Origin of the sequence: Umezawaea sp. NPDC059074 (assembly GCF_042738955.1) — a bacterium.
Classification (GTDB): Bacteria; Actinomycetota; Actinomycetes; order Mycobacteriales; family Pseudonocardiaceae; genus Umezawaea.
Window position 1 is genome coordinate 24,230 of record NZ_JBHYHC010000020.1, and the last position, 12,714, is coordinate 36,943.

The following is a 12,714-nucleotide window of genomic DNA, read 5'->3' on the forward strand; positions in this document are numbered from 1 at the left end:
CGTGAACAACCTCGTCAAGCAATCCCTGGCCGGATTGCGCATCCTGCTGGTGCTGACCGTGATCACCGGCGTCCTCTACCCGCTCGCGGTGTGGGGGATCGGCCGGATCCCCGGCCTGGAGGCCCACGCCGAAGGCTCGGTCATCACGCGGAACGGCCAAGCGGTCGGGTCCTCGCTGATCGGCGTCGACCCGGTCGCGGCCGACCCGGCGAACGACCCGTGGTTCCACAACCGGCCCTCCGCGCTGTCGTCGGACCCGCTGGGCCCCGGCGACCCGGCGACCTCGTTGGGCAGCAACAAGTCCGCGGTGAACACCGACTACGACGCCGTGATCGCCGAACGCCGAACCCTGATCGCCCAACGGGAAGGCGTCACACCCGACCAGGTCCCCGCCGACGCCGTGACCGCCTCGGCGTCCGGACTGGACCCGCAGATCAGCCCCGCCTACGCCGACTTGCAGGTGGCCCGCGTGGCACGGGTGACCGGCCTGCCCGCCGACCGGATCCGTGAACTGATCGCGGAGAACACCACCGGGCGGGGCCTGGGCGTGCTCGGCGACCCGGCCGTCGACGTCCTCCCGCTGAACCTGGCGGTGCAGGCCGCGAAGTAGCGACGTGTCGCTTGAGGACCCGTGCGGCTCCCGCACGGGTCCTCTTGCCGTGTCAGGAAAGCGTCAGAATTCCCCGCCACCGTGTCAGGGGCGCGTCCAGAATCGCCACGAAACCGTTGGCAGGCAGTGGAATGGACACCGTGACCCTCGCAGACATCCTCCCCACCCTCGCCGTCTCCCTGGCCGACAAGGTGCCCGCACACCTCTGGCCCGACACCACCACGCAGGACGACGACCTCCACGTCGCAGGCGTCCGACTCGCGTCCGTGGCCGCCACCTTCGGCACCCCGGTCACGGTCCTCGACGAGACCACCGTGCGCGCCCGCTGCCGAGCGTTCCGCGCGGCGCTGCCGGAGGCCGAGGTCACCTACGCGGGCAAGGCGCTGAGCTGCCGCGCGGTGCTCCGCTGGATCGCCGAGGAGGGCCTGTCGCTCGACGTCTGCTCCGCGGGCGAACTCGCCGTCGCTCGCTCGGTGAACTTCCCAGCGTCACGAATCCTGGTGCACGGCAACGCCAAGACCCCCGATGACCTCAAGGCCGCACTCGCCTACGGCGACGTCCGCATCGTCGTGGACTCCCTAGACGAGATCGACCAACTCGCCGCACTGGCCCGTTCCCGACAACGCGTGCTGATCCGCGTCACGCCCGGCGTGGACGCCCACACCCACCGAGCGATCACCACCGGCACCGACGACCAGAAGTTCGGCTTCTCCCTGGCCACGGGTGCGGCGTCGGACGCCGTCCGCCGCGTCCTGTCCCACCCCAACCTGGAACTGACCGGCCTGCACTGCCACATCGGCTCCCAGGTGCGCCGGGTCGCGAGCTTCGAACTCGCCGCCCGCCGCATGGTCGACCTGATCGCCGAACTCCACCCCGACGTCACCATCCACGAACTGGACCTGGGCGGCGGCTTCGCCGTCCCGTACCTCCCCGAGGACGACCCCTTCGACCTCGCCGGCTACGCCACCCGCCTCCGCGTGGCCCTCCACTACGAATGCCAGTCCCACGGCGTCCCCGTGCCCAAACTGATCATCGAACCCGGCCGCTCGATCGTCGCCACGGCAGGCGTGACCGTGTACCGCGTCGTCACCGTCAAGCGCGGCCCCACAACCTTCGTAGCTGTCGACGGCGGCCTGAGCGACAACCCACGCCCGTCGCTGTACGGCGCGCGCTACTCGGTCCGCCTGATCGGCCGCACCTCACCCGCCCGCCGCACCCCGATGACGGTGGTTGGCAGGCACTGCGAAGCAGGCGACGTAGTCGCTTCGGACGTCCCGCTACCCGCCGACATCCACGCGGGCGACCTGCTGGCCGTCCCGTGCACCGGCGCCTACCACCACTTACTGGCGTCCAACTACAACCAGGTGTGCCGCCCACCCCTGATCGGCCTGCACAACGGCACGTCCACCGTGCTCGTCCGCGGCGAAACCGAGGAAGACCTGCTCCGCCGCGACGTCGGCTAGTCCGCTGCCGTGCTCCTGGCGGATGGTCTTCCTTCGGTGATCGACTCGACGAGGATGACGACCTGACCCGAGCTAAAGCGCAAGGCGGTTGCTTTAGCCGATTCTCGTGCGGCACTGTGCCCGAAAGGGTCGGTGGTGAGCGTTGGCCCATCGTCCGTCGAACGCGGAGGGGCAACGATGCGGGCATTCGTGAGGTCGATGATCGCTGTCGCGGCCCTGGTCGCCGGGGTGGTGTCGGCGACCGGGTCCGCCGTCGCCGAGTCGAACGGCGGCGTGCGCGTGATGCCGTTGGGCGACTCGATCACCGAGGGGACCCAGGTCCCCGGCGGGTACCGGATCGGGCTGTGGCAGCGGACCGCGAGCGCCGGTTACCGGGTGGACTTCGTGGGGTCGCAGTTCAACGGCCCGTCGTCGCTGGGCGACCACGACCACGAGGGGCATCCCGGCTGGCGCATCGACCAGGTCAACGCCAACGTCGCCGGCTGGCTGCGCAGCACCACCCCGCGCACCGTGTTGCTGCACATCGGCACCAACGACATCCTCCAGAACTTCAACGTCGGCGGCGCGCCGGGAAGGCTGTCCACCCTGGTCGACACCATCACGGCGACGGTCCCGAACGCGGAGGTGTTCGTCGCGACGATCATCCCCCTCGCCAACTCCGGGCAGGAGTCCGCCGCGCGCACGTTCAACGCCTCGATCCCCGGCATCGTGCAGGGCAAGGCGAACGCGGGCAAACGGGTCCACCTGGTCGACCTGCACTCCGCACTCGGCACCGGAGACCTCGTCGACGGCATCCACCCCACGGCCACCGGCTACGACAAGATGGCCGCCACCTGGTACTCGGCGCTGCGGTCGGTCGCGGGCTCGATCGGCGACCCCACAGTTCCGTCCGGCAAGCAGATCGTCGGCACGGAGTCGGGCCGCTGCGTGGACGTGCCCACCGGGAGCACCAACGGCACGCAGGTCCAACTGTGGGATTGCGGCGGCCAGTCCAACCAGTCGTGGACCTACACCTCCGGCAAGCAGTTGACCTCCGGCGGCAAGTGCCTCGACGCCTCCGGCAACGGCACGCCGGTAGTCGTCCGGGACTGCAACGGCCAACCCAACCAGCAGTGGAACGTGAACTCCGACGGCTCGATCACCAACGCGGCGACAACCCTGTGCATGGACGCCTCCGGCCACGGAACAGCCAACGGCACGAAGCTGATCCTCTGGTCGTGCAGCGGTCAACCGAACCAGCGGTGGAGTGTGCGCTGACCAGCAGGATCCCCCTCGACGAGCCGAGCCGCCGCAGCCACCTCACCAAGTCCGCGATCCTCAAGTACTTCGAGTCCCGCGAGGCGACCCTGCTCGACCGTGCCTGGAAGCAGCGGACCACCGACCTCGGCATGCGACCGGCCTCACTCGCGACCTGACGCCATCAACCCCACTAGTGCGTTCGGGTGGTCTTCCGGTGCCAAGATGCGACTCGTGGGCGTGATCGTTAGCGTCGGGTCCGCTGGCACCACCGAGTGGTCAGCGGATCGAATGCCGGGGGGTGTTCGGTTTTCAAGGGGGGAAGTTCCTTGTGAGAAAAGAAATTTTACGTGGATTCGTGCTGCGCTCAGTCAGCGGCGTAGTGGCCCTGACGCTGGTGAGCAGCGGACTGCCCAGTGCGGGCGCGACCGCCCAGCCCACACCGTCCGGCGCGGTGACATCACCACCGACCTGGACTCCTTCGGACCAGGTCAACCGGACGCCCACCGGTGGCGAACCGCCCGCCACGGCGTGGCAGCCCAAGACCAAGAGCGACCTCGCACCCGCGTCGGTGACGTGCACGACGTGGGACCGCCCCGGCGCGCTCCCGTCGTACCCGATGGAACGCCACCAGATCAGCGACCGCCTGGAACTGGCGGTCAACCTCTCCAACGGCAACGTCATGGTCGTCGCCCGCGACCTCACCCTCAAGGGCACCGGCCTGAACCTGTCGGTGGACCACGTCTACAACAGCCAGGACTGGGCGACCAACTCCTTCGGGAACTGGCAGCTCAACTCCGGCCCCGCGGTCGGCCTGCGGATCTGGAACGGCAGCGTGGAACTGCGCGGTCCCAACGGCTACTGCGTGCAATACCCGGAGAACGGCAGCGGCGGCTACACCGACGCGCCCGGTGTCGGGGCGACCCTGCAGAAGGTCGAAGGCGGCAAGTACAACCTGGCCTTCCACGACTCCCAGGAGACCTGGCAGTTCTCCGCGAGCGGCTGGCTGATCAGCCAGTCCGACCGCAACGGCCACACCAACACCGTCCGCTACACCTCCGACGGCGACATCGCCTCCCTGGTCGACTCCCAGGGCCGGGCCACCGCGTTCGCCACCAGCGACGGCAAGGTCACCGCCATCACCGACCCCTCCGGGTTCTCCTTCGGCGGCTACACCTACACCGACGGCAGGCTCACCCGGTTCAGCGACCGCGACGGCAAGGCCGTGTCGGTCGGCTACGACTCCGACGGCCTGCTCACCTCGATCACCGACGCCCGCGGCGGCACGTACACGGTGGGTTACACGGACGAGCGCGTCACGTCGTTGACCCAGCCGATCACCGGCGGCACCGCGACCACGGCGTACGCCTACGACGTCGACGCGCGCAAGACCACCGTCACCGACGCCAACGGTCACGCCGCCGTGCACGAGTTCGACGACCAGGGCAGGCAGGTCAAGGCGACCGACGCGCTCGGCCACGCCCAGTCGCGGACGTGGACGGCCAACAGCGACGTCAACACCGCCACCAACGCCCTCACGAACTCCACCACGTACACCTACGACCCGCTCAACAACCTCATCGGCACCCAGCTGGCGACCGGGGCCAAGAACGTCGTGGGCTACACCGACTCCACGCACCCGCATCTGCCCACCCAGGTGACGGACCCGTCGGGGAACCAGATCACCAGTGAGTACGACAGCAACGGCAACACCACCAAGATCCGCTCGACGGCGCTGAACGCCGACCTGTGGAACTTCAACCACACCAACGGCCTGGTCCGGTCGCGCACCGATGCCAAGGGCGCTGTCACCAGCTACGACTACGACAGCGCGGGCAACCTGACCAAGGTGACCCCGCCCGCCCCGGCGAAGCCGACGTCGTACACTTACGACTCGCTCTCGCGGGTCACCAGCGTGACCGACGGCAACGGTGTCAAGGTCGACTACGGCTACGACAAGGTCGACCGCGTGGTGTCGGTCAAGCAAGGCGCGACCGTGTTGCAGGCCAACACCTTCGACGCCAACGGCAACCTCACCGGAACCCAGACCTCCACCGCCACCAGGACGTTGGCCTACGACCCCCGCAACCAGCCGACCAAGGTCACCCGCGGCACGGAGTCCGTGTCCTACACCTACGACAAGGTCGGCAACGTCAAGACCCTGCTCACCCCGACCGGCACCGCCACCTACACCTACGACAACGCCGACCGGCTGACCTCGTTGGCCGACGCCTACAGCGGCACCACCGGATTCGGCTACGACAACGCCGACCGGCGCACCACGACGACGTTCCCCGGCGGCGCGGTGCAGACCACCGGCTACGACAACGCCGGACGGCAGACCTCGATCACGGTGACCAAGCCCGGCGGCGGTGACCTGCTCAAGGCCGCCTACCGCTTCACCAAGCCCAACGGCGCGGACACCGACAAGCTCCAGTCCAAGACGATCAAGGGCGTCACCACCGCCTACACCTACGACGGCCTGGGCCGGATGTCGAAGGTGGGCAACGACGGCTACACCCTCGACAACGCCTCGAACCTGACCGCGGCCGAGGGACGCACGTACCAGGTCAACGCGGCCGACCAGTACACGAAGATCAACGACACCGCTGTGGCGTTCGACGGCGCGGGCAACTACGCCTCCACCACCAACCCCGACAGTTCGTTCACCTACAGCAAGACCAACCAGGTCCTGAGCGGAAGCCTCGGTGGCACCAAGGTCCTGGACTTCACGTCCTACGACACGGTCGACCAGACCCAGCTCAACACAGTCACCGAGACCCCCGACGGGGGCACCGCGGTGACGCACGTGTTCACCCGCACCGTGTTCGGGGTATCGGAGGTTGTGGACAACGGCAAGCGTTCCAGCTTCACCCGCGACACCAAGGGCTTGCTGGTCGGCCTGAAGGACACCGCAGGCGGCCGCTACGGCGCGATCACCGACTATCAGGGCACCGTGCTCGCCCTGGTGGACATGGGGGGCAACCTGGCCGCGGAGTACGGCTACACCCCCTACGGCAGCGTCACCGCGACCGGCACGGCCGCGGCGTCCAACCCGTTCCGCTACGTCGGCGCGTACCAATTGCAGCGCCGCACCTACCTGATGGGCTACCGGATCTACGACGCGGGCCTGGCCCGTTTCCGCTCACCAGACCCGACCGGCCAGGAGACCAACTCCTACAACTACGCCCAAGGCGACCCGATCAACAACAGCGATCCCACCGGCGCCTACAGCGTCGATGAGTTCAAGTCCGATCTGGGGACCGTGGCGGACGTCATCGCGATCGCCGGCGTGGTCGGGGGCATCGTCGGTTGTGCCGTCATCACCGCCGGAACCTGCCTGGCGGGCGCTGCGGTAGGCGCTTTCTACGGTGGGGCACTCGGGCTGGGTGCCGGCGCGGGCTTGGTGATCTTCGGATGATGACCTCACGAACGGAGAATCCGCTTGCGTAGGAACAAATCGCAATTTCTGATCGTGATCGCACTGGTGCTGCTCGGGTTCCTCGTCGCGGCCGTCACGCAGTGGCTGGGGCTGAGCCGCCCATGGATCTACGTGATCGTCGCGGTGGTAGCAGCCGGCGCGGTCTACCTGGTGATGAGGAACCCGCGCAACCAGGTCTGACCACCAGAAGGCCGTGCCCCGTCGCACATCAGTCGGCGGGGCACGACCTCCGGGTCTCACCGACCGTGAGAAGAGAGCGCTGTGAACAAGAGGATCGCCACTATCGCGAGCATCGCATTGCTGGTACTGGCAGTGTTCGCGTTCGTATTGCCCAGTGTGCGTGCCGGCGGGTTCGCGGTGAGCACCTCGGCGATCGGTTCGGTTGCGATCGCCGCGATCATCGCCGCTACGGTGCTCGGACTGAGCACGCGCAAGCGCTGAAGCGCAGGAAGAACTCCAGGCCTTCGCGGTTTCCTCGATCTTCGCCGAGAGCGACGCGATCGGCACGGTGACGGAGGCGCAGACCGACAGTCCGATCATGAGCGCGATCGCTGTCGCAGCAGTGCGGGGCTGGTTGCGGCGCTACCCCCGCGCTCACCTGCTCGCGGTTGTCCCCCTCCTTCGACATCCAGGAAGTTCCAGGTCGGCTCCTGACGCTTACCAGCCCCGCCGGGAAGCCTGAGAGTTCCCAGGGGCTCATCCTGCTGAGTGCTGGCTCGCCCATTGCTCCCGATGCGGAGCCTGCCAAGTCCACGCAAACCTGACATCGGGCCCCTGTGGACCCTCACCTCATCAGGCATGCGAAACGACCCGTGCGAAATACTGCCGTTCGCGCCGCCGACCTCGATCGCCTTCGGCACGCTGGTCGTCCGACGCGCGTGAACGTGGAAGCACCCTGCGGCTACGCACCGGTGTGATGACCGTGATCAACAGTAGTTCGCGGGACGGAGTCCCACCCCCGGATGACGAGAGCTCCGATGTCGTGGAGACCTTGGCAGGGGAGGACTTCACAGTTCTGTTCACCCGCCGCGCGGACGAGTTGCCGCTATCTGGCCAGATGAGCACCGATGGCGGCTGGCGACTTGGTGGCGGACGTGTTCGTCTCGGCGATCCGCAGCCGTGCGCGCTTCGACTCCTCGCGCGGTTCGGCACGAGCGTGGTTGTTCGGCATCGCGACCAACCTCCTGCACACTCACCTGCGCGGTCGCAGGCGAGAACGTGAGGCGTACGCGCGTGTCGCGGTGGGTCGCGAGCCCGACAGCCACGAGAGCCGAGTGGTCGACTGGAACTGCTGCGCACCGACCGACGCGCCGCACTGCGACAGGGGCTCGTGGTGGGCGTCGGCGGGTCGGCGGTGTTCTGGCTGATGCTGCTCCTCGCGTTCGAGTCCGCGTTCGGCGTGCCGTTCGAGACCGTGTTCCACGGCGGGCTCTGGCTGCTCGGCTTCCTGACCATGGCCGCGCTGAGACTGCTGATCTGGATGCTGTTCGTCACCGTCTAGACCCCTGGCTCCTCGCCCGGCTGTGGCTCCCGCTGACCGGCCACCTGCCCTGGACGGTGATGACGTTCCTGGACGACTCCCACCAGCGCGGTGTGCTCAGGCAGGCCGGGGGGCTACCAGTTCCGGCACGCACGGCTGCGCGACTACCTGGCCGTGCGTCGGCGTGATCACTAGCACCACGTGGATCGGTGGTGCTGTCGGTTCAGGCGAAGAAGGTTTTCAGGGCGGTGGCGACCGCGTGCGGGTTGCCGGTGTTCCACGGGCCGTCGTGGCCCGCTCCGTCGATGACGACGTGCCGGGTGTCGGGGAGCAGGGCGCGGAGCTTGCGGGTGGCGTCCAGCAGGAAGGCGGGGCTTGCGGTGCCGCTGAGGAGGAGGACCGGCATGGTCACCGCCGCGAAGGTGCTCATAGCACCGTCCACTGTGGCAACGTCGTGGAAGTCGTAGCGCACACCGGGCAGCAGGTCGCGGAACGTCGAGCCGGGGCGGGAACGCCGTTGGTCCAGCGCGATCACGGCGCTGGCGAGCAGACGTGCGAGTGAGCGGGGGAGCAGGCGGATCGGGGCGGGGGCGGTTTCGGCTACCAGGAGGGAATCCAGGAGCGCCGAGGCCAGGTCGCCGTGTTCGATCTCCGAGTTGAGCCGCTGGATGCCACTGTGGGAGATCCCGGCCGGGTAGAAAGGCGGTTCGTAGAGCGCGATCCGCTTGATCCGGTCGAGGGTGCGTGCGGCTTCCAGGGTGATCACGGCACCGGAGCTGAGTCCGAACACGCGGGTGGCACCGGTCGCGGCGAGGATGGCGTCGATGTCCTCGACGTCGCGGGTGATGGTGTGGTGTGAGTCGAACAGTTTGGGGCTCAGGCCTCGTCCTCTGCGGTCCGCGGCGTAGACGGTGAACGAGGACGACAAGGCTGTCGCCAGGGTGTCGTAGGCGTGCAGGTCGGCCATGGCTCCTTGCACGAGCACGAGTCCGGGGCCGTTGCCGGAGCGGGTGAAGCCGATGCGGGTGCCGTCGCGGGAGGTCACGTACTCCGTCGACACAGCCCGAGAGGCGTCAGCGGGCATGGTGGACCAGTTCCAACTCGGTCATGCGGGGCATTGTGCCGGTTGGCGCTGTCCTCACCCGACAAAGCCCTCCCAGATGATGCGGCGCCGTACCCGCCACACCACCACGCCGATCAGGACCGCCGCGACGGCGACGAACAAGGCCACCTCGATGAGCTGAAACGCCCAGAACCGGTCGGCCGGGTGGTACACCCCGAACAGCTGGACTCCTCGCGCGTGCAGGAACCGGTTGAGGTTGGTGCCCGCCCCGTTGGCGGCGCCCTCCAGTTCGGAGTACTCGGTCGCGCTCAGCCTGCGGCCGGTGGCGTCCGTTTAGCCGCGGTCGATCGTCCAGTCGGCGATGTGCCCGACTTGGTCCTTCGAGCCCCCGACGGGGATCGGCTCCACGGTGGTGAGCGGCGTGGCGTCCGCGGGACGGGCCACCAGCGCCACCACCATCCGGACGGCCAGGAACGCCCCGAACGCGGGCAGGCCGCGCCGCAGGATCGCCCCCGCCGCGGTGGCGACGCCGAACGCGAACAGCGCGTACGCCACCGGGACAAGTCCCTCCAAGTCGAAGGCGTCGTACTGAAACCGCCCTTCCCACGCGTCGAACGGCAGGCGGAACCAGGTGAGCACCGCGGTGAACGTCCCGGTGAGCACGACCGTGACACCTGCCAGTGCCGCGAGCTCGGCCACCAGCCAGCGCATCCGCGGCACGGCCCGCGTCCAGGCGAGCTGCCAGGTGCCGTCCTCCAGTTCACGCGCGAGCAGCGGCGCGCCGATGACTACGGGGACCAGGGAGAAGACCGCCAAGAGGTTCTCGACGAACCCGTACTCGTCGTCGAGTCGGCGGGAGGAGGCCGCGCACGCCTCGTCGACACCGGCCTGTCCCGCACACCGGGCGGGACCGCCGGGGAACAGGTCGTGAGCCTGGGACCCGAGCACGAGCAGGGCGACGCCGAACAAGCCGACGAACAGACCCAGGACGCAGACCTCGGTCCGGTGCTGGCGCCAGATCAACCACGCCATGCCGTCACCTCCGACGCGACCTCGGTGCTCGGCTCGGACGGGCGGCGCAGGTAGGCCAGCACCAGGTCCTCCAGCGCGACCGGCCGGGCCTGCCACCCCGGCGCGGTCGGGATCGCGCCGTCGCGCACCAGCAGGGTCGTGTGCCGATCGCTGTGGACGGCCTCCACGACGGTGCCGCTCCGGTCGAGGTCGGCGGCCGTGCGCGGGCCGACGAGCAGCCGGTGCTCGGCGAGGAGCGTGTCAATGTCGCCGGTGAGCGTGACGCGGCCGTTGTCGAGCACGACCAGGTGGTCGCAGACGCGCTCCAGCTCGTCCACGACGTGGGAGGAGAACAAGACGGTCACCCCGCCTTCGGCCACCGCGCCCATGTGGACCTGGAGGAACTCGTGCCGGGCCAGCGGGTCCAGGCTGGCCACCGGCTCTTCGAGCACGAGCAGGTCCGGCCGCTTCGCAAGGCCACGGCCAACGCGACGTGGGCCTGCTGCCCACCGGAGAGCGCACCGGCCCTGCGGTCGAGCGGAGTGCCCAGCTTCGCCAGCCTGCGCTCGGCCAGTCCCTGGTCGAACCGCACGTTGCAGGCCCGGCCGAAGCGGAGCATCTCGGCGACGGTGAAGCGCTTGTACAGCGGGTGGTCCTGGGCCAGGAACCCGATCCGGGACAGGGTGTGCGGGGTGCTGGCCGTGACGTCGTGGCCGAGGACCTCCACCGTGCCGGTGCTCGGTGCCAGCAACCCGACGGCCAAGCGCAGCAGGGTGGTCTTGCCCGCGCCGTTCGGTCCGACGAGGGCGATCACGCCGCCCGCGGGCAGGTCCAGGGTGCAGTCGCGCAGCGCCCAGCCCTTCCGGTACCGCTTGCCCACACCGTCGGTGCGCAGCGCGAACTCGGCCGCCGTCACGCCACGTCCTCGTTCTTCACCTGCTGGTGGACGGAGGCGAAGAGCGCGGTGACCGCCTGCTCGTCGAGGCCGGCGGAGTAGGCGCGGCGCAACCAGGTCGCCAGGCCGCGGTGCAGCGACGTGTACGTAGATGGCGACATCGTGGCCGACTGCTGTTCGTCGACGAACGTGCCCTGGCCGGGCTTGCCGGTGACCAGGTTCTCCTGCTCCATCTGCCGGTACGCCTTGGCGACGGTGTTCGGGTTGATCGCCAGGTCCTCGACCACCTCGCGGATGAGCGGGAGTCGGTCGCCGGGCTGGAGGAAGCCCAGCAGCACCGCTTGGCGGACCTGCTGGACGAGTTGCAGGTAAGGCGGCACGCCGGAGTGGGTGTCGAGCCGGAAGACGAACACGGTAGCCCCTTTGCTGCTTCACTAGGAGCATAGTAAAGCAGCAAAGGGTGGCGACTTGCTCGCGCGTCAGGGGTTCCAGTACATCGTGGTGATCGCGCGGTCGAAGTGCTGCTCGGCCAGGTCCTCGCGTTGGATCGACCAGTGGACGGAGGCGCCCTCCAAGCCGGTGATGTCGAGGTGCCAGTCGGCGAGGAGCACCCAGTCCGCGACGTCGCTGGAGACCGGCCAGTCGCACCGGCTCATCTCGACCTCCCGCAAGGCGGCAGGCACCGCGGCGGCGACCGGGTCGACGTCGACGGCGGCCTGGTTGGAGTAGCCGCCGATCTGGAGCGATCCCCAGATGGTGACGTCATGACGGCTGGCATCCCAGGCGGCGACGAGGTCCTGGGCGCGAGGATGTCCTGGGAGGTGCCTGATCTCCGGTTCTTCGGGGAAGGTGGCCAGGTGGTGGTAGGGCAGCGACACGTCCGCCACGGCCGTGAGCGGGCCCTGCGGGACGTGCCTGGTCGTCTCTCTGTACGGGTCGTAGTCGAGCCCGGCGCGCTTCTCCCTCTCCACCACCGTCGCGCCTGCGGGGACGTGCACCACGCTGCCCAGGTTGTCGCTGTCGTCGTCGCTGTCCTCGTCGGGGTAGGCGAACAGCAGCAGATGTCCGTCAGCGGGCAGCGGGAGGTCCGTCACGTCGGTGGGCAGGGCGGCGAGGTCGATGGAGGCGATGAAGGGGTGAGCCGGGTCCGGCATGTCCGCGGGGAGCAGCAGCGGCCCGCCGAGCCTGCCCACGACCGGCCCGTTCCCGTTCCGCACCAGCGTCGCGCAGGGGCGGGCGGTGACCAGCCACCGCTCCACGTCGTCGGCGGGGATGTCCCGGGCGAGCGCTTGGTCGTGAAACGCGGCCAACCGGTCCGGGGCTTGGAAGATCATGGCGAAGATCCTAGGGGGAGGTCATCCACGACCGCAGCTGGTTCGAGACGTCTTGTGGCAAGCCCTTTCGCTTGTCTCTTGCCCGCTTTTGGCGCGCTGCGACGACGAGGCAGCGTCTGCCTGGGCAGAAACTTGGCGGACTATATGGTCCCTTGGTTGCCTACCTGACCCGGATGGCGT

Annotated in this window: 14 protein-coding genes and 1 pseudogene; 9 read left to right on the forward strand and 6 right to left on the reverse strand. The window is 68.8% G+C overall.

Going from position 1 to position 12,714, the window contains the following annotated elements:
* Position 1 precedes the first annotated feature (1 nt).
* The 9 genes from ACFWW9_RS12055 to ACFWW9_RS12095 all read left to right on the forward strand — a co-directional run bounded on the left by ACFWW9_RS12055 (position 2) and on the right by ACFWW9_RS12095 (position 8,252).
* Complete coding sequence (locus ACFWW9_RS12055; RefSeq protein WP_390375027.1) at positions 2 to 610, forward strand: potassium-transporting ATPase subunit C; 609 nt, start codon at positions 2 to 4, stop codon at positions 608 to 610.
* Between the two features lie 140 nt (positions 611 to 750).
* Complete coding sequence (gene lysA, locus ACFWW9_RS12060) at positions 751 to 2,073, forward strand: diaminopimelate decarboxylase (RefSeq protein ID WP_390375030.1); 1,323 nt, start codon at positions 751 to 753, stop codon at positions 2,071 to 2,073.
* Between the two features lie 177 nt (positions 2,074 to 2,250).
* Entirely contained in the window at positions 2,251 to 3,330 is a 1,080-nt protein-coding gene (locus ACFWW9_RS12065; RefSeq protein WP_390375033.1) for a ricin-type beta-trefoil lectin domain protein, read from the forward strand.
* Positions 3,315 to 3,488, forward strand: coding sequence for a hypothetical protein (locus ACFWW9_RS12070; RefSeq protein ID WP_390375036.1), 174 nt, complete (start codon positions 3,315 to 3,317; stop codon positions 3,486 to 3,488). The genes ACFWW9_RS12065 and ACFWW9_RS12070 overlap by 16 nt, the downstream gene beginning before the upstream one ends.
* A 179-nt stretch (positions 3,489 to 3,667) precedes the next feature.
* Entirely contained in the window at positions 3,668 to 6,730 is a 3,063-nt protein-coding gene (locus ACFWW9_RS12075) for an RHS repeat-associated core domain-containing protein (protein WP_390375039.1), read from the forward strand.
* Between the two features lie 54 nt (positions 6,731 to 6,784).
* On the forward strand, positions 6,785 to 6,931 hold the full coding sequence (locus ACFWW9_RS12080) for a hypothetical protein (RefSeq protein ID WP_390375042.1): 147 nt from the start codon (positions 6,785 to 6,787) through the stop codon (positions 6,929 to 6,931).
* Between the two features lie 81 nt (positions 6,932 to 7,012).
* Complete coding sequence (locus tag ACFWW9_RS12085; RefSeq protein ID WP_390375045.1) at positions 7,013 to 7,192, forward strand: hypothetical protein; 180 nt, start codon at positions 7,013 to 7,015, stop codon at positions 7,190 to 7,192.
* Positions 7,193 to 7,818: 626 nt separating this feature from the next.
* Positions 7,819 to 8,118, forward strand: coding sequence for an RNA polymerase sigma factor (locus tag ACFWW9_RS12090; RefSeq protein ID WP_390375048.1), 300 nt, complete (start codon positions 7,819 to 7,821; stop codon positions 8,116 to 8,118).
* Positions 8,085 to 8,252: a hypothetical protein gene (locus ACFWW9_RS12095; protein WP_390375252.1), complete on the forward strand. Its 168-nt coding sequence runs from the start codon at positions 8,085 to 8,087 to the stop codon at positions 8,250 to 8,252. The genes ACFWW9_RS12090 and ACFWW9_RS12095 overlap by 34 nt, the downstream gene beginning before the upstream one ends.
* Positions 8,253 to 8,454: 202 nt before the next feature.
* Here the strand turns inward: ACFWW9_RS12095 and ACFWW9_RS12100 are convergent, their stop codons facing one another.
* From ACFWW9_RS12100 to ACFWW9_RS12125, 6 genes and pseudogenes are all read right to left on the reverse strand, one after another.
* Entirely contained in the window at positions 8,455 to 9,276 is an 822-nt protein-coding gene (locus ACFWW9_RS12100; protein WP_390375052.1) for an alpha/beta fold hydrolase, read from the reverse strand.
* Between the two features lie 93 nt (positions 9,277 to 9,369).
* The gene (locus ACFWW9_RS12105; RefSeq protein ID WP_390375055.1) at positions 9,370 to 9,507 is read right to left on the reverse strand and encodes a hypothetical protein; all 138 of its coding nucleotides are present in this window, start codon (positions 9,505 to 9,507) and stop codon (positions 9,370 to 9,372) included.
* Positions 9,508 to 9,627: 120 nt separating this feature from the next.
* Positions 9,628 to 10,326 (reverse strand): hypothetical protein, encoded by a 699-nt coding sequence (locus ACFWW9_RS12110; protein ID WP_390375058.1) that lies wholly within the window; start codon positions 10,324 to 10,326, stop codon positions 9,628 to 9,630.
* Positions 10,314 to 11,221: pseudogene (locus tag ACFWW9_RS12115) on the reverse strand (ABC transporter ATP-binding protein). Before ACFWW9_RS12115 ends, ACFWW9_RS12110 begins: the two are co-directional and overlap by 13 nt.
* Positions 11,218 to 11,613: a GntR family transcriptional regulator gene (locus ACFWW9_RS12120; RefSeq protein ID WP_390375060.1), complete on the reverse strand. Its 396-nt coding sequence runs from the start codon at positions 11,611 to 11,613 to the stop codon at positions 11,218 to 11,220. The pseudogene ACFWW9_RS12115 and the gene ACFWW9_RS12120 overlap by 4 nt, the downstream one beginning before the upstream one ends.
* Before the next feature lie 66 nt (positions 11,614 to 11,679).
* A complete protein-coding gene (locus tag ACFWW9_RS12125; RefSeq protein WP_390375063.1) occupies positions 11,680 to 12,534 on the reverse strand; it encodes a DUF1963 domain-containing protein in 855 nt (284 codons plus the stop codon).
* Positions 12,535 to 12,714 lie beyond the last annotated feature (180 nt).